22 protein-coding genes are annotated in these 19,609 nt (G+C 68.5%); 7 read left to right on the top strand and 15 right to left on the bottom strand.

Going from position 1 to position 19,609, the window contains the following annotated elements; genetic code table 11:
- Positions 1 to 7: 7 nt before the first annotated feature.
- The 3 genes from ACZ6DL_RS09880 to ACZ6DL_RS09870 all read right to left on the bottom strand — a co-directional run bounded on the left by ACZ6DL_RS09880 (position 8) and on the right by ACZ6DL_RS09870 (position 3,860).
- The gene (locus ACZ6DL_RS09880; RefSeq protein WP_466050166.1) at positions 8 to 1,225 is read right to left on the bottom strand and encodes an SfnB family sulfur acquisition oxidoreductase; all 1,218 of its coding nucleotides are present in this window, start codon (positions 1,223 to 1,225) and stop codon (positions 8 to 10) included.
- Positions 1,225 to 2,340: a dimethylsulfone monooxygenase SfnG gene (gene sfnG / locus ACZ6DL_RS09875; protein ID WP_062972959.1), complete on the bottom strand. Its 1,116-nt coding sequence runs from the start codon at positions 2,338 to 2,340 to the stop codon at positions 1,225 to 1,227. Before sfnG ends, ACZ6DL_RS09880 begins: the two co-directional genes overlap by 1 nt.
- 128 nt (positions 2,341 to 2,468) lie before the next feature.
- The gene (locus ACZ6DL_RS09870) at positions 2,469 to 3,860 is read right to left on the bottom strand and encodes a styrene monooxygenase/indole monooxygenase family protein (RefSeq protein ID WP_466050165.1); all 1,392 of its coding nucleotides are present in this window, start codon (positions 3,858 to 3,860) and stop codon (positions 2,469 to 2,471) included.
- Between the two features lie 98 nt (positions 3,861 to 3,958).
- Here ACZ6DL_RS09870 and ACZ6DL_RS09865 point away from each other — a divergent pair, with 98 nt between their 5' ends.
- Positions 3,959 to 4,441, top strand: coding sequence for a GAF domain-containing protein (locus tag ACZ6DL_RS09865; RefSeq protein ID WP_466050164.1), 483 nt, complete (start codon positions 3,959 to 3,961; stop codon positions 4,439 to 4,441).
- A gap of 53 nt (positions 4,442 to 4,494) precedes the next feature.
- Here ACZ6DL_RS09865 and ACZ6DL_RS09860 read toward each other — a convergent pair whose 3' ends face one another.
- The 5 genes from ACZ6DL_RS09860 to ACZ6DL_RS09840 all read right to left on the bottom strand — a co-directional run bounded on the left by ACZ6DL_RS09860 (position 4,495) and on the right by ACZ6DL_RS09840 (position 9,425).
- Positions 4,495 to 5,928 (bottom strand): LLM class flavin-dependent oxidoreductase, encoded by a 1,434-nt coding sequence (locus ACZ6DL_RS09860; RefSeq protein WP_466050163.1) that lies wholly within the window; start codon positions 5,926 to 5,928, stop codon positions 4,495 to 4,497.
- Positions 5,925 to 7,142: an acyl-CoA dehydrogenase family protein gene (locus ACZ6DL_RS09855; RefSeq protein ID WP_466050162.1), complete on the bottom strand. Its 1,218-nt coding sequence runs from the start codon at positions 7,140 to 7,142 to the stop codon at positions 5,925 to 5,927. Before ACZ6DL_RS09855 ends, ACZ6DL_RS09860 begins: the two co-directional genes overlap by 4 nt.
- Positions 7,143 to 7,436: 294 nt before the next feature.
- Complete coding sequence (locus ACZ6DL_RS09850; RefSeq protein WP_466050161.1) at positions 7,437 to 8,198, bottom strand: ABC transporter permease; 762 nt, start codon at positions 8,196 to 8,198, stop codon at positions 7,437 to 7,439.
- Between the two features lie 9 nt (positions 8,199 to 8,207).
- Positions 8,208 to 9,017 (bottom strand): ABC transporter ATP-binding protein, encoded by an 810-nt coding sequence (locus ACZ6DL_RS09845; protein ID WP_466050160.1) that lies wholly within the window; start codon positions 9,015 to 9,017, stop codon positions 8,208 to 8,210.
- 9 nt (positions 9,018 to 9,026) lie between these two features.
- Complete coding sequence (locus ACZ6DL_RS09840) at positions 9,027 to 9,425, bottom strand: DUF1048 domain-containing protein (RefSeq protein WP_466050159.1); 399 nt, start codon at positions 9,423 to 9,425, stop codon at positions 9,027 to 9,029.
- Positions 9,426 to 9,559: 134 nt separating this feature from the next.
- Here ACZ6DL_RS09840 and ACZ6DL_RS09835 point away from each other — a divergent pair, with 134 nt between their 5' ends.
- Positions 9,560 to 9,862 carry a DUF1905 domain-containing protein gene (locus ACZ6DL_RS09835; protein WP_466050158.1) on the top strand — a complete coding sequence of 101 codons (303 nt, stop codon included), beginning with the start codon at positions 9,560 to 9,562 and terminating at the stop codon, positions 9,860 to 9,862.
- A gap of 31 nt (positions 9,863 to 9,893) precedes the next feature.
- Here ACZ6DL_RS09835 and ACZ6DL_RS09830 read toward each other — a convergent pair whose 3' ends face one another.
- The 4 genes from ACZ6DL_RS09830 to ACZ6DL_RS09815 form a co-directional block, all read right to left on the bottom strand.
- Positions 9,894 to 10,505, bottom strand: a complete 612-nt coding sequence (locus ACZ6DL_RS09830) for a hypothetical protein (RefSeq protein ID WP_466050157.1) — start codon at positions 10,503 to 10,505, stop codon at positions 9,894 to 9,896.
- A 121-nt stretch (positions 10,506 to 10,626) separates the two neighbouring features.
- A complete protein-coding gene (locus ACZ6DL_RS09825; protein WP_466050156.1) occupies positions 10,627 to 10,956 on the bottom strand; it encodes a hypothetical protein in 330 nt (109 codons plus the stop codon).
- Positions 10,957 to 11,097: 141 nt separating this feature from the next.
- The gene (locus ACZ6DL_RS09820) at positions 11,098 to 11,394 is read right to left on the bottom strand and encodes a hypothetical protein (RefSeq protein ID WP_040870817.1); all 297 of its coding nucleotides are present in this window, start codon (positions 11,392 to 11,394) and stop codon (positions 11,098 to 11,100) included.
- Positions 11,381 to 11,605 (bottom strand): hypothetical protein, encoded by a 225-nt coding sequence (locus tag ACZ6DL_RS09815; protein WP_466050155.1) that lies wholly within the window; start codon positions 11,603 to 11,605, stop codon positions 11,381 to 11,383. The genes ACZ6DL_RS09820 and ACZ6DL_RS09815 overlap by 14 nt, the downstream gene beginning before the upstream one ends.
- Before the next feature lie 98 nt (positions 11,606 to 11,703).
- Here ACZ6DL_RS09815 and ACZ6DL_RS09810 point away from each other — a divergent pair, with 98 nt between their 5' ends.
- Positions 11,704 to 12,495 carry an alpha/beta fold hydrolase gene (locus ACZ6DL_RS09810; RefSeq protein WP_466050154.1) on the top strand — a complete coding sequence of 264 codons (792 nt, stop codon included), beginning with the start codon at positions 11,704 to 11,706 and terminating at the stop codon, positions 12,493 to 12,495.
- Between the two features lie 14 nt (positions 12,496 to 12,509).
- Here ACZ6DL_RS09810 and ACZ6DL_RS09805 read toward each other — a convergent pair whose 3' ends face one another.
- Genes ACZ6DL_RS09805 through ACZ6DL_RS09795 form a run of 3 tightly spaced genes read right to left on the bottom strand, consistent with a single transcriptional unit; the run spans position 12,510 to position 15,444 of the window.
- The gene (locus ACZ6DL_RS09805) at positions 12,510 to 13,169 is read right to left on the bottom strand and encodes a TetR/AcrR family transcriptional regulator (protein ID WP_466050153.1); all 660 of its coding nucleotides are present in this window, start codon (positions 13,167 to 13,169) and stop codon (positions 12,510 to 12,512) included.
- Positions 13,154 to 13,918 (bottom strand): crotonase/enoyl-CoA hydratase family protein, encoded by a 765-nt coding sequence (locus ACZ6DL_RS09800; protein WP_466050152.1) that lies wholly within the window; start codon positions 13,916 to 13,918, stop codon positions 13,154 to 13,156. Before ACZ6DL_RS09800 ends, ACZ6DL_RS09805 begins: the two co-directional genes overlap by 16 nt.
- The gene (locus ACZ6DL_RS09795) at positions 13,915 to 15,444 is read right to left on the bottom strand and encodes an acetyl-CoA acetyltransferase (protein WP_466050151.1); all 1,530 of its coding nucleotides are present in this window, start codon (positions 15,442 to 15,444) and stop codon (positions 13,915 to 13,917) included. Before ACZ6DL_RS09795 ends, ACZ6DL_RS09800 begins: the two co-directional genes overlap by 4 nt.
- Before the next feature lie 118 nt (positions 15,445 to 15,562).
- On the opposite strand from ACZ6DL_RS09795, the gene ACZ6DL_RS09790 reads away from it, so the two are divergent.
- From ACZ6DL_RS09790 to ACZ6DL_RS09775, 4 genes are all read left to right on the top strand, one after another.
- Positions 15,563 to 16,306, top strand: a complete 744-nt coding sequence (locus tag ACZ6DL_RS09790) for a crotonase/enoyl-CoA hydratase family protein (protein ID WP_466050150.1) — start codon at positions 15,563 to 15,565, stop codon at positions 16,304 to 16,306.
- A 166-nt stretch (positions 16,307 to 16,472) separates the two neighbouring features.
- Positions 16,473 to 17,579, top strand: a complete 1,107-nt coding sequence (locus ACZ6DL_RS09785; RefSeq protein WP_466050149.1) for a DUF4185 domain-containing protein — start codon at positions 16,473 to 16,475, stop codon at positions 17,577 to 17,579.
- 96 nt (positions 17,580 to 17,675) lie between these two features.
- On the top strand, positions 17,676 to 18,884 hold the full coding sequence (locus ACZ6DL_RS09780; RefSeq protein ID WP_466050148.1) for an erythromycin esterase family protein: 1,209 nt from the start codon (positions 17,676 to 17,678) through the stop codon (positions 18,882 to 18,884).
- A gap of 49 nt (positions 18,885 to 18,933) precedes the next feature.
- Positions 18,934 to 19,608 carry a class I SAM-dependent methyltransferase gene (locus tag ACZ6DL_RS09775; RefSeq protein WP_466050147.1) on the top strand — a complete coding sequence of 225 codons (675 nt, stop codon included), beginning with the start codon at positions 18,934 to 18,936 and terminating at the stop codon, positions 19,606 to 19,608.
- The last annotated feature ends 1 nt before the right edge of the window (position 19,609 follow it).

The following is a 19,609-nucleotide window of genomic DNA, read 5'->3' as shown; positions in this document are numbered from 1 at the left end:
TCTCCTTTCAGATCACACCGTGTAGCGGCGGCGCGGCGTCGTGCAGCAGAGCCCTGCCGATGTGCTGGTACTTCCAACGCACCGGATCGTGCAGGGTGTGCGTGCGCGCGTTGCGCCAGAAATGGTGCAGATTGAGATCGGCCGCCGCGCTGCGCGTTCCGCTGACCTCGAACAACGCGGCGGACACGTCGTTGGCGGCGCGGTCGGCGAGCACTTTGGCGGTCGCGACGGCCAGCGACGCCGTGGCGATGTTCGCGACGCTCGGATCGATCCCGATGGCCGCGTCCAACGCCCATCCGGCCGACGAGAGGGTCGCCTCCGCGGCGGTCACCGCGACGGACAACTCACCGAAGCGCTGGATCAACAGCGGGTCGTCCACCGCGTTCGCCACCCCCGCCTCGAACCATGGACGACTCTTCGTGCGCACGAATTCCGTTGCCGCGGTGAGGGCGCCGCGCGCTATGCCGGTATCGATGGCGGCGTGCAGCAACTGCGCGAAAGCGCCGTAACCGGTGGGCGCGCGCACCGCGCCGGAGCGGGGAATCACCTGGTCACGGTCGACGAGCACTTCGTCGAAGGACACTGTTCCGCTGCCGGTGGTGCGCTGCCCGAGCCCGTTCCAGTCGTCCACCACGCGCACACCGGGAGTGTTCGCGGGCAGGTAGGCGATGTACTCACCGGGCTCGAGGCCGCTGCGCTCGTCGGGATCGTCCAGCCGGGTCAGCACCGCGAACAGGTCGGCGAACAGCGATCCGGTGCAGTAGTACTTCACGCCGTCGACCCGGAATCGGTCATCGACCGGCCGCAACGTGGTCGCTATGTCGGCGACGGTCGCGCCGCCGCGCTCGGACTGCGCGTTGGCGATGCGCCCACCGTCGAGCACCCGGCCGAAGTATCGCTCCTGCTGCTGCGGAGTGCCCGCGAGCCGGAGCAGGTTCACATACACGAAGTGGCTGTGCGGGATCTGCGCGATATTGGGGTCGGCGGTGGCGAGGATGCGCGTCACTTCCGCGACCGCGCTCGGCGGCAGATCCGCGCCACCGTAGGCCGCGGGCACGGTGATCGCGAGCAAACCACTGGCCGCCAGCCGATCGACCTCCGCGTACGGCAGCACACGATCCCGGTCGCGGTCCGCGGCCCCCGGCGCGAAGTCCGCCGCCAGCCGCTGTGCGACCGCGAACGCCTGTGCCGCCGACAGGATGCGATCGGCGGCGACCGCGGTCATCAGTTCACCGCCGCGACAGGCCGCTGCGCGGCTTCCAGCTCGCGCACCAGCGGGAGCACCTTCGCGCCGAAGTACTCGATCTCCTCCTGGAAGTGGAGGAAGCCGCCGAGGATCAGGTCGACACCGAGCTGCTTGTAGGCGACGATCCGCTCGGCCACCTGCTCCGGCGTACCGATCAGCTGGGTGCGGAAACCGTCGTTGTACTGCACCAGGTCTTCGAACGTCGAGTCGGCCCACATGCCCTTGCGGTCCTTGGTGGACGCGCCCGCCTGCTGCACCGCGTCCCGGAAACCCTCCACCGCGGGCTTGTTCGCCTTCGCGACGATCTCGCGCAGGGTATCGCGGGCCTCCTTTTCGGTATCGCGGGCGATGATGAAGCCGTTGAGCCCGAATTTCACCTCGCGGTCGTGGGCGCGGGCGACGGCGCGCAGGTCGTCGAGCTGTTCGGTGACGCCGTCGAAGTCCTTGCCGTTGGAGAAGTACCAGTCGGCGTAGCGCCCGCCGTTGCGCCGGGCGGCGGTCGAGTTACCGCCCTGGAACAGTTCGGGATTGGGGCGTTCGGGGGTGTTCAACGGCTTGGGCTTCAAGGTGAAGTCCCGGATGCGGTAGAAGTCGCCACCGTAGTTCACGTTGTCCTCGGTCCAGATCTTGCGGATCACCTCGAGGAATTCCGCGCTGCGCCGGTAGCGCTCGTCGTGCTCGAGCCACGGCTCGCCGAGCGCGGTGAATTCTCCGGCGAACCAGCCGGAGACGACGTTGATGGCGAACCGTCCGTTGGACAAGTGATCGGCGGTGGCGCCGAACTTGGCCAGCACCGCCGGGTGCCACAGCCCGGGATGCACGGCCGCGATGACCTTCAGCCGTTCGGTCGCGCCGAGCAGCGCGAGACTGAACGAGGTCGATTCGTGCTGGTATTCGGCGCCGTAGGAGGCGGTGTAGCGCACCTGGGACAGCGCGTAGTCGAAGCCGTTGTTCTCCGCGGTCCGCGCGAGCTTCTTGTTGTACTCGAAATCCCAGCCGGTGCGCTGTTCGATGTCGCTGGTGACCAGTCCCCCGCTGACATTGGGCACCCAGTAGGCGAACCGGATCTGCTCGGCGATCTGCTCCGTGGTCATAGCTGCTCCATGGTTATCGGGGGTAGCCGTCGGAATCGGAGGCCGGACGCCACGCAGGCGTCCGGCGCTCCTTCCACTCCAGCACCGGTCCCCGGTTGGTACGAGATTTTGAATCTGTGGGATTCGGATCAGGCGTCGGCGAGTGCGGGCGAATAGTTCGACCTGGCGAACTTGCCCGCGGGGGCGAAACGGCCCAGCAGCGCGGCCGCGTCCTCGCCGGTGACCCGCGTGATGAACTCGTTGACCGCTTCCGGCGAGTCGACCGGCAGGAAGGGCTGCGGGCGATGCAGCAGGCCGACCAGCGCCGAGGCGAACGCCGGGTCGACGGCCGCCGCCGCGAAGAACGCGTTGCCGATCTCGCCCAGCTCCGGATCACTCAGAAACAGCCTGGTCACCTTGTTCGCGGCGTCCGCGCGCGCGGCCAGGAACGCCGCGTACTGCCGCTCGATCCACGCCTCGTCGAACGGCCCTTCGTGCACGGCGGCCGCCGCGACCAGCCGCTGAGCCTGGATCAGGCCGCTCTGCGCGCCCTGCCCGGCGATCGGGTCGTAGGCGATGGCGGTGTCACCGAGCGCGGCGACTACGTGCCCGCCCGCGGTGCGCCCCACACCCGACCGCACCACCGGGCGCACCGCGCCTTTCAGCCACGAGTGCGGGTCCTCGGGGATGGTCTTGGTGGCCAGCACCTCCGGCAGATCCCAGTCGATGTAGTCGCGGTAGAGGTCTTGCACGATGCGGTGCGCCGACTCGGCGGAGTCCGCCGCGGCGAAACGCTTCTCCCAGTCGCTGCCGGGACGCGCCCAGCCGAGGAACGCCCAGCTCGGCCCCGCGTCCTTGTGCAGATAGGGGCCCCACCACCCTTCACCCTGGTCGGCGAGGATGGAGAAGCCGCTGTGCGCGCCGCCCGCGACGCTGCGATGGGCGAAGACGTTCTCGTCGTGCCCGATTCCGGTCACGGTGACGGTGAGCAGCGAGCGCTGCGGCGCGTCGTAGGGGGTGCGCCGCGCGTCGACGGGGAACAGGTCCGACAGTCCGCCACGTCCGGTCGCGACCAACGTGAGGTCGTTGGCGGCGGCGATGCCGTCGAGCGTCTCCGGCGTCACCTGCTCGACCACGAACCGGCCGCCGCGCTCCAGGAACGCGGTGAGCCGCTCGTCGGCCTTGAGCCTGGTGTCCACCGCCACGCCGACGTATCCGTCGAAATGACCGTCGAATTGGATCAATTCGGGACGATCGGGTCCGGGTCCGGCGATGCGCACACTCAGGCCGGTGTGCCGGGGCGCCCGCGCGGTGTAGCTGTCCAATCCCAGCGCGGCCTCGGCCTGCTGGGTCTCACCGAATTCGAGCGCGGTGCCGGTGGCGGGCACATCGTCACGCAAGGAGCGCTGATCGCGCTCGCTGTAGATGGTGACGTCGAAACCGGCGTCGAGAAGTCCTAGCGCCGCAGTGACGCCGGTCTGTCCGGCGCCGATAACCGCGGCCGAACGAGTGGAACGGGAAACGGATTGCTGCGATGTCATGCAGGGATGATGCGATGCCCGCCAGGTGCGGGCAGAGTGTTGCGATCACCGAGAATGAATGGGCAGACAGCGAATTCCGAGCGCGTACCATTCGGGCCATGTCGTTCGTCGCCGCCGATCTGACCGGAGACCGCCCCGAGCAGTACCGACAGCTCGCCGCGCAGGCCGAGGCGCTGGTCGCGGGCGAGACCGACCGCATCGCGAACGCCGCCAATCTCTCCGCGCTGGTATTCCACGCGCTACCCGATGTGAATTGGGTGGGTTTCTATTTCTACGACGGGCGGGAATTGGTGGTCGGCCCGTTTCAGGGCAAGCCCGCGTGTGTGCGCATCGCGCTCGGAAAAGGCGTGTGCGGCACCGCGGCCGAATCCAGGACCACCCAACTCGTGCCGGATGTGCACGCGTTCGACGGCCATATCGCCTGTGATGCCGACACGAGTTCGGAAATTGTCGTGCCGCTGGTCCGGGACGGGGATCTGATCGGGGTTTTCGATCTCGACAGTCCGCGGCCGGCCCGTTTCGATGACATCGATCGAGCGGGGCTGGAGGCGGTAGCCGGGATATTCCTCGCCGCTCTCTGATCGCGTCGCCGGGCAGCGCCGGACCGGGGGGCTTCCGGCGCCGTCCGACTACGTTACGAGTGCGTCTCGGCCGTTGCCCCCGCTCGCGAAACCGCGTCCGGCAAAGCGGTCGAGCCGGCGCCACCCAACCGGTAGCTCGCGCCGCGGTGTTCCGCGGGCAACCGGTCACCCGCGCCGAACAGCGCATTGCGCAGGGTGCCCGGCACGTATTCCTCGGTGTAGGCGCCTCGGGCGGTCAATACCGGAACGACATGCTGCACAATGTCTTCGAACGAGCCCGGGGTGATCGCGTAGGCCAGGTTGAATCCGTCCAGATCGGTCTCGGCGGCCCACTCCTGGAGCAGATCGGCGACCGTCTCCCCGGAGCCGACGAACACCGGACCCATGCCGCCTATCCCGGCCCACTTGCCGATATCGCGGACGGTCCACTCCCGGCCGTCGTCGTCGAATTCCTGGAACGCCGCGACCGCCGACTGGATCGCGTTGCTCTCCACCTGGCCGATCGGGTCGTCGAGGTCGTAGCGGGACAGGTCGATGCCCATCCAGCCGGACATGAACACCAAACCGCCTTCGACACTGGCGTAGGACAGGTACTCCTCGTGCTTGCGCCGTGCCGCCTCGTCGGTCGCGTCGGTGATGATCGTCGCGAGGGCGTAGACGCGCGCCGCGTCCCGGGCACGGCCTGCCGCTTCCAGCGCGTCCCTGATCCGGGCGACCGTCTGCGCCAGCACCCGTTTCGATGGACCGGCGATGAAGATGGCTTCCGCGTTCTCCGCCGCGAAACGCACGCCGCGCGGCGAGGCTCCCGCCTGGTAGATCACCGGCGTCCGTTGCGGCGACGGCTCCGAGAGATGAATGCCCGGCACGGTGTAGTGCGTGCCGCGATGACCGATGTGGTGCACCTTGGCCGGGTCGACGTAGACGCCCGCGGTCGCGTCGCGGACCACCGCGTCGTCCTCCCATGAGCCTTCCCACAGCTTGTACAGCACCTCGAGGTACTCGTCGGCCTGGTTGTAGCGCTCGTCGTGGTCGAGCTGGTCGGCGGCGCCGAAGTTGCGCGCCGCCGAGGGCAGATAGCCGGTCACCACATTCCAGCCGAGCCTGCCGCCGGTGAGATGGTCGAGCGTCGACAACCGCCGCGCGAACGGGTACGGGTGCTCGAAGCCGGTGCCGGTGGTGATGCCGAACCCGAGATGCTCGGTCACCGCGGCCATGGCGGAGACCAGCAGCAGCGGGTCGGCCACCGGAATCTGCGCGCCTTGGCGCAGCGCGGCGATGTCGTTGCCGCCGTATACGTCGTAGGTGCCCAGCACGTCGGCGATGAAGATGCCGTCGAAACGGCCGCGTTCCAGCAGCTTCGCCAGCTCGGTCCAGTAGCCCAGCTCCTTGTAGCGGTACGACTGGTCGGCGGGATGCCGCCACAGCCCGGGTGACTGATGGGCGACACAGTTCATGTCGAAAGCGTTGAACCGGATGCGGCGGGTCACTGCGCCGCTCCCCCGGTGCGCTCCCCCGCGCTCCACGCGAACGGCAGGTCGGCGCCGTTGAGCAGATGATCGCCGATGGCCCGCGCCTTCTGGATCGCGGGGTTGTGCACCGAGATGGTGCGGGCGTTGCGCCAGTGCCGATCCAACCGCAGCCGTTCGGCGACCACCGAAGCACCGCCCACTTCGAACAGCAGCGACGTGGCGGGCAGCACCAGGTCGATGACGGCCAGCTGCGCCCGGGCCGCGGCGAGTTCGGCCGCCACCAGGGCGCTCTCGTCCTTCGCGCCGCCCGCCAGCACCTCGTCGAGCACGTCGGCGACGGCGAGCACACTGGCTTCGGCGGCGAACGCGGCCGCCGAGAGGCGCCCGATCACCTGCTGCACCAGGGGGTCGCGCCTGGGCAGGTCGGCGGTGGAGTGCGTGTAGCCGCGGGTTCGCGCCGCGACCCACTCCCGGATGTCGCGCTCGGCGCGCTTGGCGATGCCCGCGAGCACCGCGAGCTGGACCAGTTGCAGATAGGAGGTCGCGTAGGTCGGGCCGGGCGCGCCGTAGCCGGGACCGAGAATCCGATCCTCGGTCACCACCACGTCGGTGAATTCGGTGGTGCCGCTGGCCGTCAGCCGCTGGCCGAAGCCGTCCCAGTCGTCGTGCTGACGCACTCCCTCGGCGTGCGCGTCCACCAGGACGCCGACGCGCTCACCGTCGCGGTCGGCGGCGGCCAGGATGTAGTCCGCGTACAGCGATCCCGTGCTGTAGTACTTCACACCGTTGAGCAGCCACCGTCCGCCGTCTTCGGTGAGCGTGGTGCGGTAGCGGTCCACCGCGCCGACGCCCGGTTCGGTGATCGCGTTGCCCACCAGCGTGCCCTCGGCCACCGCACGCAACCAGCGTTCCCGCTCGGGACCCTGGTCGGCCAGCAGTTGGTCCTCGACGAACGAGAAGTGCACCCGCAGCGCCTGCGGCAGGTTCGATTCGGCGGCGGCGAGTTCGATGAGCAACCGGAACAGCTGCCGGACGGTGACGCCGTATCCGCCGGACTCGACCGGAACGCGCAGCGCGCCGAATTTCGCCGCACGCAGCTCGCCGACCTCGTCGTAGGGCAGGGTGCGATCGATTTCTCGCGCTACGGCGCCCTGGGCGATCCGGTCGAATATCGGGCCGAAGATCGCATCCAGTTCGGAGTCGGTAGTGGATTTCGCCTCGGTGGTCGTCATCAGCTCACGATCGCGCACCACGGCCGGGTGCTCACGGGTTGCGCGCAGCGCGATCGAAATGCGGCGCCCGGCCATCATCGGTCGAGCTACTGAGCGGGTGGCTGCGAGCCCGGCCTCCTCGGCATTCTGCACACCCGAACAAGCGGCTGTGCACCGGCACTGAGCGTGCTCACCGCCCTGACTCTCCTACAAGCCGCCGCGGCAGCCGGAGCAGGCCGCCCCCGGATCATCGGACCGGCCCGGCAGCCGGTCCAGGGGGTCGAGCCGACTAGCGACAGGCTCGGCCGATGCCGCTCAGGAGATCTTGCGGCGGTAGGTGTTCATGGCGAACAGGTAGGCGACGATGAGGATGCCGACGCACCAAGCGAGGGCGATCCAGATGTCGGTGCCGACGGGCTGCTGCGTGAACAGGTGACGAATGGCGTCGATGATGGAGGTCACCGGCTGGTGTTCGGCGAAGGCCCGGAGCGGGCCGGGCATGGTGTCGGTGGGTACGAAGGCCGAGCTGATGAAGGGCAGGAAGATCAGGGGGTAGGAGAAGGCACTCGCGCCGTCCGGGGTCTTCGCGGACAGACCGGGGATGACCGCGATCCAGGTCAGCGCGAGGGTGAACAGGATCAGGATGCCCGCGACCGCGAGCCAGGCCGATATTCCGGCCCCTGAGCGGAAGCCCATGAGCAGGGCGACGAGCACCACCACCACAAGCGAGATCACGTTGGCGACCAGCGAGGTCAGCACGTGCGCCCACAGGACTGATGACCGGGCGATGGGCATGGATTGGAATCGCTCGAAGATGCCGCTCTTCATATCCAGGAACAGCCGGAACGCGGTGTAGGAGATGCCCGAAGCGATGGTGATGAGCAGGATTCCGGGCAGCAGGTACTGCACGTAGGAGTCCGACCCCGAGTCGATCGCGCCGCCGAAGACGTAGACGAACAGCAGCATGAATGCGATCGGCATGATCGTGGTCGTGATGATGGTGTCCACGCTGCGCGTGATGTGGCGCAGGGATCGTCCCAGCAGCAGCGTGGTGTCGGCGAAGAAATGCGTGGTCATCGTTGTTCCTTACTTCGTCCGTACCGCGCTGCGGTCACTGTCTGGAGCGCCCTCGTCGCCTTCGTCACCGACCAGGGCGAAGAAGACGTCCTCCAGGCTCGGCTTCTTCTCGACGTATTCGACCTCGGCGGGCGGGAGCAGCTGCTCGAGCTCGGCGAGGGTGCCGTTGACGATGATCCGGCCCTTGTGCAGGATCGCGATCCGATCGGCGAGTTGTTCGGCCTCGTCCAGATATTGCGTCGTGAGCAGCACTGTCGTGCCGTGCTCGGCGAGTTCCTGCACCGCCCGCCACACCTCGACGCGCGCCTGAGGGTCGAGCCCGGTGGTCGGCTCGTCGAGGAAGATGACCGGCGGATTCCCGATGAGACTCATGGCGATGTCGAGGCGGCGGCGCATGCCACCGGAGTACGTCGACACCTTCCGCGCGGCCGCGTCGGTCAGCGAGAAACGCTCGAGCAGGTCGTCGGCCACCGTTTCCGCGTTCTTCAGGTGCCGCAACTTGGCGATGAGCACGAGATTCTCCCGCCCGCTGAGGATTTCGTCGACGGCGGCGAACTGCCCTGTGAGGCTGATGGACTCCCGCACGTCGCCCGGTTGCGTGGCGACGTCGAAGCCGTTGACCCTTGCTGTCCCCGCGTCGGCTTTGAGCAGCGTGGACAGGATTTTCACGACAGTGGTCTTGCCCGCTCCGTTCGAGCCGAGCAGGGCGAAGATGCTGCCCCGCTCGACTTCGAAATCGACGCCGCGCAGCACCTCCAGTTTGTCGTAGGACTTCTCCAGACCCCGCACATGGATCGCCGGAGCTTGCTGTGTCGTCATCGAACGCCCCTACTTTCCTTCTCCGGCGGCGCGCTCGATGGCGCTGTTCAACCGTGCCCGTTCCCGGTTGATCCAGGAATCTTCCTGGTAGTTCCGCGCGAACGTCTCGATGAACGCCACGGGGTCCTCCCCGACGACTTCGCGTATCGGGGATCCATCGGCCGCGCTCCGCTCGAACAGCTCGGCGAGGTCCTCGAACATCGAAACGCCGCCTCCCGAGCCGGTGTACATCAGGTACCGCTCGAAACCATCGACCGCTGTGCGATAACCCGCGGGAAGCTGCCCCGCCCGCGTCTTGTACTGCCGCCACCGCCGCTTGTCGCCGATGTCGCCGACCAACTTCGAGGTGAGATCCGAGATGCCCATGGCATCCGCCTCCTTCATCGAGGGGCGGTTCGAGCCGCCCATGGATATAAGTAGATGTATACGTACACGTCCTGGCCTAACTATAAGTAGACATATACGTAGATGCAAGCCGGGCGTTAGGAACCGCCGCGCGGTCGATGCGAAACCCTGTCGGTACTCGCCGTTACAGTCGCGGCGTGGCTGATTCGCGGTACTCGTTCACGGCGGAAGTATGGGAATTACCGGGCGATGCCGCCTGGCATTTCGTGTCGCTGCCCGAGGACGTGGCCGATGAGATCGAGGAGCGCTACGCGCATCGCTCCGGCGGGTTCGGCGCGGTGCGAGTGCACGTGGTCGTCGGCGGCACCCGGTGGTCTACTTCGCTGTTCCCGGACAAGTCACGGGCGACCTATGTGCTGCCGATGAAGAAAGCGGTGCGCCTCGCGGAGGCACTGGAGGCGGGGTCGGCCGCGCACATCGAACTGACGGTCGCGCTGTAGGCCACGAAATCCGGTGCGGCGACCCGAGCGCTCAGTACCCGAGCCCTCCCACAGCGGCATTGCGCTTGCTCGCATTTCGCTTGACGGCCACCACCACGATCACGAGCACGCCGAGCACCACCCCACCGAAACCGAGGGCGAGCGCGCCGAGCAGCGTGCCGACGAAGGAAGAGCCGAGGCCTTGGCCGATGGCAACCGTCACTTCGGAACTACCGGCGGTCGTCACCCGATAGCCGCCCGGCTCGGCGGCCTCGAAGGAGAATCCGGCCCGGCCCTCATGGCTGCCGAAGGAATAGGTGATGCTCGCGTCGTACTTCCGCAGCTCCACATGCTTGCCGTGCGGGTCGAGCACCCGCAGATCGACCGTGCCGGGGGCGCCCTCGGACGATGCCCCCGCGTACTCGAAGTACACGGTGTACCCGCCGGACTCCGCGAGGTTCACCACACCGGAGCCGGGCACCCCGACGCGCTGGAAGTCATCGATGCGTCCCGAGGTCTGCAGGAAACCGAAAGCACCGAGGGCGATCCCGCCGATGACGCCGAGGGCGATCAGCGCGCCACCCAGCGCGAACCAGCGAGCGGACGGGGTGATGACCGGCGATCCCAGCGAATTCGGCGACGTCGGAAAAGGCGGCTGTGACACGGTCGGATCCTCGGCTTCCGGTCGACACCCTCGTCGACGTAGCGACAGCGTACGGTCTGCCCTACCGCATCGCTACACGAAGCGTCCGCCCACCGTGACAACGGTCTCCGACCACCGATGATCAGCGCGGTTGGGCCGCCGACATGCACTCGCTCGCGATGCGACCGCTGGCGGCGCGCGCCTTGTCCGCGTCTTCCTTGCTCATCCCCAGCGTTTCCTGGTCGGGAGCCTTGGTGTCGTACTCGTCGCTGATCATGATTCGCAGTCCGTCCTGCGAAATCCCCTGATCGACGAACACCTTCGCGGCGCAATCGGCCAGCTGCTTGTTCTTGAGGCCCTTGTCCTGCAACGACTTGGACAGATCGGCCTGGGTCACCGTGGGCGCCGCCGTGTCCTTGTCGCTGCCGCATGCCGCGAGCACCGGCAGCGCGATCAGCGCCGCGGCGATCATGCAGATCCGCACCTGACTCCTCTTCCTCGACTGACCACTGTCGGTGGCGTGGCCACCATAATGCCGTGCGGCGTCCAGCGGTAGTCGTCTGCCACGGCGAATACGGGATGCGTTGCCCTTCAACGGGCTACGTGCGAAATCTCAGAGGTCCATCGCCGCGCGCAACGCGGTGTCGAGCCGCTCCAGGGTGTCGCTGTCCACCGCGTCCACCCGCTCGGCCAGCCAACCGCGAAAGATCCGCCCGATGTTTCCGGCATGCACCCAGCCGTGTTCCTTGACCGGAACCGCGAGGATGTCCTGCGGATCGTCCTCGATCACCTCGGCCGCTATCAGCCAGGGACGCGGCGATTCGTTGATGCCGTCACTGCTGATGAGCACGACCGTTCGGCGGCGCGGCGAACCATGCGGGTTGTAGATCCACAGTTCACCCCGACGCACGCATCTCCTCCTCCGCGGCCGCCAACTCGGCCGCGTCCGCGGCGGCCTCGGCGGTCACATCCGACACCGGACCGACACCCATGCGGACGGCCTCCCGTCGCGCGGCCTTCGAAATCCAAGCCGACGGCGACATTCCCGCCCGAGCGGCCGCCTGTTCCGCGAATGACCAGGCGGCTTCGTCCAGCGAAAGGGTGACCTTACGCGTTGCCATACCAATTATCGTACCCACACCGCGGGGCATGGACCAGCGCTTGATGGTCGTCCGCGACATCCCATCTGATGACAGGTGACTGCTGTTAGTGTTGGCGCATGACGACCTTGCACCATCATCGCGTCGGCGCGGGCGAGCCACTCGTGCTGGTACACGGGGTCGGGAGCCGGTGGCAGGTGTGGGAGCCGATCATCGACACGCTGGCCGCGTCGTACGAGGTCATCGCCGTCGACCTGCCCGGCTTCGGCGGATCGACGCACCCGCTCGCACACACCACGGTGCCCAACCTGACCGAGGCGCTCGCCGAGTTCCTCGCCGCGCAGGGGATCGATCGGCCGCATCTCGCGGGCAATTCGATGGGCGGGCTGATCACGCTGGAACTGGGCGCCCGCGGGCTGGCTCGGTCGGTGACCGCCTACTCGCCGATCGGGTTCTGGGACACCGCGGGCCGGGTGTGGTGCCAGCAGTCGCTGGGCAAGTCACGGGCACTCGCGCGCCGGCTGCGTCCCGCGCTGCCGTCCGTGCTGAGCACCGCCGCGGGCCGCACCGTATTCCTCTCGCTGGTCTTCGGCAAGCCGTGGGCGCTGGATGCGAAGGTGGCGCTGGAGACCGCGCTCGGCGCGGCGGACTCGGCCGGATTCGACGAGGCGCTCGCCTCGTTCACCGACGTCCGGCTACCCGAAATCGGCGCGCTCGCCGACATTCCGGTGACGATCGCCTGGGGCAGCCGCGACATCCTGCTCACCTACGCGACGCAGAGCCGCAAGGCGCGCGGCGTGCTGCCGAACGCCGAGCACGTCACGCTGCACGGCAGTGGGCACACGCCGTTCTTCGACGACCCGGCCGGCTGCGCACAGGTCCTGCTCGAGACGATCACCCGCGTGCGGTAGGCCGTCCGGCCGGTTCAGTCCGCGGGCGGATCCAGCAACGTCTCCGCGGCCGCCGTGCCGAGCAGGACGCGCACGGCGTTCCCCCATCGGTGCCGGAGCAGCCGGTTGCGGGACAGGTCGCCGGTGAGCAGCACGCGCAAGGCCTGGCCGGTCATGATCTCGATGGTGAACTCGGTGATCGTCGGAACCCGGGGATCGTCCGGAAATTCGCGCCGGAAGCTGTCGCGGATGCTGGTGTGCATCAGTTCGAACAGGCGGACCTCCAGCGGCAGGAACGCCGCTCGCAGTTCCGGATCGGTCCGCGCGCCGACCCACATCTCCAGCGCCGCCCAGAACGACGGGCCGCTGAGCATCCGCATGGTCAGCTCGACGGCCGTCTCCAGCCGGTCCGCGCCGTCCGGAATGGCCTCGAATTCGCTTGTCAGCTGGTCGAATCGACGCCGCGCCACGTGCTCCACGGCACCGGCGAGCAGGTCGGCCCGGGTGGGGAAGTAATGCTGCAACGTCCCCCGCGGCACATCCGCCCGTTTCTGCACCTCGAGCGTGGTGGTGCCCGCGTAACCGACCTCGACCAGGCTCTCCACCGCCGCGTCCAGCAGCCGCGTGCGCATGCGTTGCCTGCGCTGCGCCTGCGGCTGCCGGACGTGTCCCGCGCCCGTCAGCGGCCCTGCCACTGTGGCTCGCGCTTCTGCGCGAACGCCAGCGCCCCTTCGGCGGCGTCCTTGGACAACAGTGCGGGCAGGGCGATCTCGCCCTGCTTCGCGAACGCCTCGGCGACCGTCCAATCCGGCGACTCGTCGATGATGCGCTTGCTCGCGGCCACCGCGAGCGGAGCGGCGGCGGCGATCTCGGCCGCGAGGTCGAGCGCGACCGACAGCGCCGCCCCCGGCTCGGTGACCCGATTGACCAAACCGAGCTGGTGGAGCCGCTCGGCGCCGATACGGCCGCCGGTGAGCGCGAGTTCGGCGGCGGTGCTGCGCGGCAACCGCTGGGTCAGGCGAAGCACGCCACCGCCCGCGGCCACCAGACCGCGCTTGACCTCGGGGATGCCGAACTGCGCGTCGCGCGCGGCGACGATGAGATCGCCCGCGAGCGCCAGCTCGAAACCACCCGCCAGCGCGAAGCCTTCGACGGCGGAGATCATCGGCTTGGCCGGGGGCTTCGCCGTGATGCCGAGCGGGCCGCGGCGTTGCGTCATCGGCATCTCGCCTTTCGACGCGGCGACGAGATCCATTCCGGCGCTGAAGGTTCCGCCCGCACCGGTGAGCACGAGCACGCGCGCGGCGTCGTCGGCTTCGAACTCGTCGACGGCGGCCTCGATGGCCTGCGCGGCGGCCAGGTTGATCGCGTTGCGCGCTTCGGGACGGTTGACCGTCAGCACGGTGATCGCGTCGCGCCGCTCGATAAGGACGGGATCCGTCATCGGGCGCTCCTCTCGGTGAGCAGGGTGAAGGTGTCCGCGGCGATCTCGGCGTCCGCGCCGAGCGGATCGCCCGCGGTGAACGCCGCGAGGGTGTCGGCATCCGACGCCCGGACCAGTATGCGGGTCCCCTCGGGTGTCAGTGCGCTCACCACAACGGCTTCCGGCTCGTCGGCGCGGTCCGGCGCCGGGCCCTTGCGATAGGCGACGGTGTACGCCTCGACGGAGGCGGGACCGGTGTACCCGGGCGCAGGTTCGCGCCGCGCCGCGGGCACCTGAGCCTCGATCGCACGGAACAGCCGCTCGGGCGGCTTGGCCGAATACACACCGACACCGTGCTTGGTGCTGTACCAGCCGAGTGCCGTCGCCAGGCCGTAGGCGCCCGGGTCCGCGCGCAGCATGCCGGACAGCGTCGCGATCGAATGCGTCGTGTAGTTGTTGCCCGGCCCGCCCGCGAAGGTGAGACCGCCGGTCACCGACAGCGGCCGGGACGGATCGTCGATCGGCAGGCCGAGTTCCTCGGCGGCGATCTGCACCGCGACCGGGAAACAGGAGTAGAGGTCGATGTGCGCGACATCGTCTATCCCGATCCCCGCCGCAGCCAGCGCCGCTTTCCCCGCCGCGGCGATGGCGGGTGAGCGGGACATGTCCGCGCGCTCGGAGACGAACCACTCGTCGGTCGCGGTGGCGCCCGCGTGCGGGAACACCCACCGGTCCCGGGGCACACCGGCGGCGTCGGCCGCCGCCGCGCTGCACAGGATGAGCCCGGCGCCCAGATCGACGGTGAGGTTCGCGATCATCAGCTTGGGGTACGGCGTCGACACCATCCGATTGTCGGGCGCGGGTGTCACCAGGTCGGCGGCGGCATGCACGGTCGGCTGCCACGCGTACGGATTGCGCGCCGCGATCTCCGACAGCCGCGACCACAGTGCGCCGATCCGCTCGCGGTGCGCGGCTTCACTCGACCCGAGGCGGTGGCGTAGCGCCGTCTCCATGAGCGCGTAGAAGTACACCGGACCCCACAGGCCCGCGGCGGTTTCCATGTCCGAGTTCGGCCCGCGATCGGAGCCGATGACCTCGTCGGGACCCACGTCCTCCGGCTGCTCCGGCCAGTCCACCGCCGTGCCGGTGCGGGTGGCCGCGTTCCCGGAGTGCACCGCTTCGGACCCGGTGAGCAGCGCGACGTCCGAGCGGCCGTCGGCGATGGCCTGCGCGACCGTGTTGAGCAGCCGCTGCGGTGCGTCGCCGCCGAAACGCACCGACTGCACGGTCCGTCTCGGAGTGGCGCCGAGATCGGCGGCGACGAGCGCGCCCAGATCGCCGTAGGGGCGGCTGACCGGGGCGACGGCGGCGATCAAGTCGGCCGACCGCAGCAGACGGTCACCGACTCCGCTGTCGGCGCCCGCGCGGCGCAGGGACTCCGCGGCGAGTTCGACCGGGCCGGGCAGACCCGGCTCACCCGGTCGGTGTACGACCTGCCCGGCGCCGACGAGCACCGGCGTCCTCGGGTCCATTCCGGCTGGCAGCATGCGTCCTCCGCTCCATAACCGTCAACATTGACGGTAATTCGAGTCCGATTAGAACAGAGCCCGCGCGGGCGGGCAACAGCGCGGGCGGCAACAACTGACCGGTGAGTAAGATCGGTGGATGGGCAGCAACATCGCAGTGCGGTTCGACGACCACCGCGCGTACGTCACGCTCGATCGGCCGGACAAGCACAACGGCCTGACCATAGACATGCTTCGCGATCTGGTTGCCAGTGCGAAGCTGGTGGCCCGCCGTGGCGACGTGCGAGCGGTCATCCTGTCCGGGAACGGCCCAAGCTTCAGCAGCGGCCTGGACATCGCTGCAGCCACTAGCGATCCCCTGGCAATCATCCGGAACTTCGTTCCGCCGCCCTGGCGCGGCACCAACGCCTTCCAAGAGGCGTGCTGGGCTTGGCGCCGCCTGCCCGTGCCGGTGATCGCCGCGGTGCACGGGCGCTGCTTCGGCGGCGGACTCCAGCTCGCGCTCGCGGCGGACGTCCGTTTCGCCACCCCCGACGCCGAGTTCTCCGTCATGGAGACCAAGCACGGCCTGGTCCCGGACATGACCGGGGCGGCAACGCTGTCCAGGCTGATCGGCATCGACAAAGCCCTCCTGCTCACGATGACCGCGGACACCGTGGATGCCGCCTACGCCGCCGAGATCGGCTTGGTCACCGAGCTGGCCGCGGACCCGGTCGCGGAGGCCGAGAAACTGGCCGACCGGATCGCGACGCGGTCACCGCATGCGGTCGCCTCCGCCAAGAGACTGTTCGACAAGTCATGGCAAGCATCCCCCCGGCGAACCTTCGGCGTCGAGCGCGCGGCCCAACTCCCACTGATCCTCCGCAAAGCACTCGGTAGATAGCTGCAAATTCGCTAGAAGCGCCCCGCTGACTGGTTCCGCTGCTACCATTTGCACGATTTGCCAGCCAGTCGACTAGTGGTGCGCGGCACGCTGCGAAGGGTCTGTGTATCGCGGGACGTCCATGGTTCGCACCGCTCTCGGGAAGAAACCGGAGGGCTCACAGACAGTGATCAAGACCGCATCCTTCCTACTCTCGGCGCTGGCGGGTGTCTCGGCCCTGCTCTTCACGGCGACCACCCCCGCCATCGCCAACCCGAACGCCATCAATCCGATTCCGGTACTCAACGGCACGACGGGATTGCCGAACCTGCTCGGCCGCACCAAAGCGGTGTTCCAGGTGACCGGCATGGCCAGCCCGAACAACACCCAGACCTATAACGTCCTCGGCACCGATCTCGGCATCATGTGGGACAACGGGCAGGGTGAAATGCTCACCGCGTTCGGCGACACCGCCGGCGTCGGCTTCCCGAATCTGCTCGCGGGCAGCATGTGGGCCTGGCGCAGCAATATCCTGCTGCGCAGCCACACCACGAATCCGGCCGAAGGCATCTTCTTCGACAGCGCGGTACGCGATATCTTCGGCCAGGCCCGCGATCTGATCCCGAGCCCGAAGATTCCGTTCCTGGAGATCAGCCGGATCCCCACCGCGGGCATCTCGGTCAACGGCGTGCAGTACATGAGCCTGATGTCGGTGAAGACCTGGGACGACGTCGGTCAGTGGAGCACCAATTTCTCCGGCCTCGCCACCTCCGGGGACAACGGCGAGAACTGGGCCGAACTGCCGGAAACGCGGCGCAACAACGAGGGCGGAAACGCCAACTTCCAGATGAACGCCTTCCTCGCCGACGGCGGATACATCTACGAATACGGCACTCGATCCGGGCGCAATCACACCGCTCACGTCGCTCGCGTACACGCGCAGGACATCGGGAACCTCGCCGAGTACGAATACTGGGACGGCGGCGCCTGGCGAAAGAACGACGTGAACGCCGCCGCGCCGATCATGTGGGGTGTCGGCGAACTCTCGGTGATGTACAACGCCTATCTCGGGCAGTACATCTCGCTCACCACCGACCAATTCAACTCCGTGGTGATGCGGCGCGCGCCCGCCCCGGTCGGCCCGTGGAGCGATCCCGAAGTGCTGATCGATACGCGCGAATTGCCCACCGCGTACGCACCCGCGATCTTCCCGTACCAGACCGGGCGCGATCTGTACTTCCTGACGACGGTGCACAGCCAGTACAACGTCGTGCTGATGCGCACGACGCTGTAGCTCGCGGACCGGCGATCCGGCGCGGAGCTTGACCTCAACAATGGTTCATATATGAGGCTGCTTCGCGTTGGATCGTTCACGCTTCCGGGAGGCATCATGCTCAGCACCACCGTCGACGTCCGCGCTTGGCTGCGCGACAACGCCGTCGCCATCGACAGCTCCGACCCCAGCTCCTCCGGTTCGGACCTCGACGCTCTGATCGCTCGGCTCGGTGCCGCCACGGTGGTGGGGCTGGGCGAGTCCACGCGGTTCTCCCGGCAGACCTTCGGTGTGCGTGAGCGGTTGTTCCGCGGACTCGTCGAACGGCATGGTTTCCGCGCGTTGGCGATTCAGGACAGCGCGCGTTCCGGCGCGCGCTGGGACCGGTTCGTCACCGCGGGCGAGGGCGATCCGGAAACGGTGCTCGCCGGCGCCTGGCGCCCGTGGCGTACCGAGGAATCGGTGGCCACACTGCGCTGGATCCGCGCGTGGAACCTGGCGCATCCGGAAGACCCGGTGCGGATCTTCGGCGTCGAACCGCCCCGCGCCGAGCCGAGCGACTACGACGCGGTGCTCGACTACGTGCGCCGTGCGGCTCCAGACCGGTTCGCCGCGATCGAGGCGCACCTCGCGCCGATCCGCACCGCCCATCAGGTCGATGAGCACGTTCAGCGCCACCAGGGCATCCACCCGGGCCGCCCGTTCGCCGAACACGCCGAAGACGCCCTCGCGCTGCTGGCCGAGTCGCCGGAAACGAACGAGCGCGCCACCGCACTCGCCCATGCCCGACTGATCCTCGACTTCCACCGGTCCAGCGTCGCGAGTCAAGGATTCGCCCGGGACGAACGGCCCTCGGCCGAGACGGTGCTGCGCCGGCAGCGCTCCACCGGCGCCAAGATCGTCTACTGGGACGGGCTCGCGCACACGACCAGCCTTCCGATCGTTTACGACACGGCCGAATTCCGCGGCGCCGGAAGCCATTTGCGTGATCATCTGGGCGAGGGATACGTGTCCGTCGGCATCGGGTTCCATCACGGCGACCTCGGTATGGCCGTGGCGCCCGCCCCGTCGCCGGACCTGGTCGATGCCGCACTGGGCGAGGTAGAGCTGCCCGCCTACTACCTGGACCTGCGCGCCACGGCGCCGGAACCGGTGCGTGACTGGCTGACCGGCCCGGTGAAGCTGCGCACCATCAGCGGCGTCTACGACCCGGCCGCCGACGCCACCGCGAACATCCGGCTCTCCTCGCTCGCCGCCGCGTTCGACGTGCTGATCCACGTGCGCGAGACCACGCCGGTGCATTGGCTCTCGCAGGTATCGGACTGACTCGAGCAACCCTCGGGGGCGCGGGCCGCGCGATCAATAGACTCGGAATATGGATGCGGCCGACTGGGATGAGCGCTATGCGCAAACGGAATTGGTCTGGGGCGCACCGCCGAACAACACCGTGGTGGAACACGTCTACGGGTTGGAACGCCGTGCGCCACTCCAGGCCGCCACACCCGAGGGGGAGGCGCCGGAGCTCCCCCGTGCCCTCGATCTGGCGTGCGGTGAGGGCCGCAACGCCCTCTGGCTCGCCACGCACGGCTGGCAGGTGCATGCCGTCGACTATTCCCAGGTGGGCATCGACAAAGGCCGCACCGTGGCCTCGCGCCTGTCCCGTTCGGTGCGCCACCGCATCAGCTGGCAGTGCGCCGACGTCACCGACCTGGACGAGGCGGAGATCACCGGCCCGTTCGAGCTGGTCTTGATGGTCTTCCTGCACTTGCCCGCCGAGCAGCGCGGCGCGCTGGTCCGCAAGGCGGCCGGCCTGCTGGCTCCGGAAGGCACCCTGCTCGTGCTCGGCCACGACACCACCAACATCACCGACGGCTGCGGTGGTCCGCAGGACCCTTCCATCCTCTTCACGCCCGACGACGTCGTCGCCGACCTCGGTCCCATGGCGGCGGCCGGGCGAATTCGGGTGCGCATCGCCGACCGCGTCTACCGGCCGACCGAGACCGGCGACGCCATCGACGCCCTGGTCATCGCCACCCGGCCGGCCGACTAGG

The sequence above is a fragment of the Nocardia sp. NPDC041819 genome (genome assembly GCF_055590505.1).
Note: the sequence above shows the minus strand (reverse complement) of the source record. Positions and strands in the feature narration are given on the sequence as shown.

Coding starts and splice junctions, on each gene's coding strand:
- ACZ6DL_RS09880 (WP_466050166.1), bottom strand. CDS start 1,225: ATGACCGCGGTCGCCGCCGATCGCATCCTGTCGGCGGCACAGGCGTTC.
- sfnG (WP_062972959.1), bottom strand. CDS start 2,340: ATGACCACGGAGCAGATCGCCGAGCAGATCCGGTTCGCCTACTGGGTG.
- ACZ6DL_RS09870 (WP_466050165.1), bottom strand. CDS start 3,860: ATGACATCGCAGCAATCCGTTTCCCGTTCCACTCGTTCGGCCGCGGTT.
- ACZ6DL_RS09865 (WP_466050164.1), top strand. CDS start 3,959: ATGTCGTTCGTCGCCGCCGATCTGACCGGAGACCGCCCCGAGCAGTAC.
- ACZ6DL_RS09855 (WP_466050162.1), bottom strand. CDS start 7,142: ATGACGACCACCGAGGCGAAATCCACTACCGACTCCGAACTGGATGCG.
- ACZ6DL_RS09850 (WP_466050161.1), bottom strand. CDS start 8,198: ATGACCACGCATTTCTTCGCCGACACCACGCTGCTGCTGGGACGATCC.
- ACZ6DL_RS09845 (WP_466050160.1), bottom strand. CDS start 9,017: ATGACGACACAGCAAGCTCCGGCGATCCATGTGCGGGGTCTGGAGAAG.
- ACZ6DL_RS09840 (WP_466050159.1), bottom strand. CDS start 9,425: ATGGGCGGCTCGAACCGCCCCTCGATGAAGGAGGCGGATGCCATGGGC.
- ACZ6DL_RS09825 (WP_466050156.1), bottom strand. CDS start 10,956: ATGATCGCCGCGGCGCTGATCGCGCTGCCGGTGCTCGCGGCATGCGGC.
- ACZ6DL_RS09815 (WP_466050155.1), bottom strand. CDS start 11,605: ATGGCAACGCGTAAGGTCACCCTTTCGCTGGACGAAGCCGCCTGGTCA.
- ACZ6DL_RS09810 (WP_466050154.1), top strand. CDS start 11,704: ATGACGACCTTGCACCATCATCGCGTCGGCGCGGGCGAGCCACTCGTG.
- ACZ6DL_RS09800 (WP_466050152.1), bottom strand. CDS start 13,918: ATGACGGATCCCGTCCTTATCGAGCGGCGCGACGCGATCACCGTGCTG.
- ACZ6DL_RS09795 (WP_466050151.1), bottom strand. CDS start 15,444: ATGCTGCCAGCCGGAATGGACCCGAGGACGCCGGTGCTCGTCGGCGCC.
- ACZ6DL_RS09790 (WP_466050150.1), top strand. CDS start 15,563: ATGGGCAGCAACATCGCAGTGCGGTTCGACGACCACCGCGCGTACGTC.
- ACZ6DL_RS09780 (WP_466050148.1), top strand. CDS start 17,676: ATGCTCAGCACCACCGTCGACGTCCGCGCTTGGCTGCGCGACAACGCC.
- ACZ6DL_RS09775 (WP_466050147.1), top strand. CDS start 18,934: ATGGATGCGGCCGACTGGGATGAGCGCTATGCGCAAACGGAATTGGTC.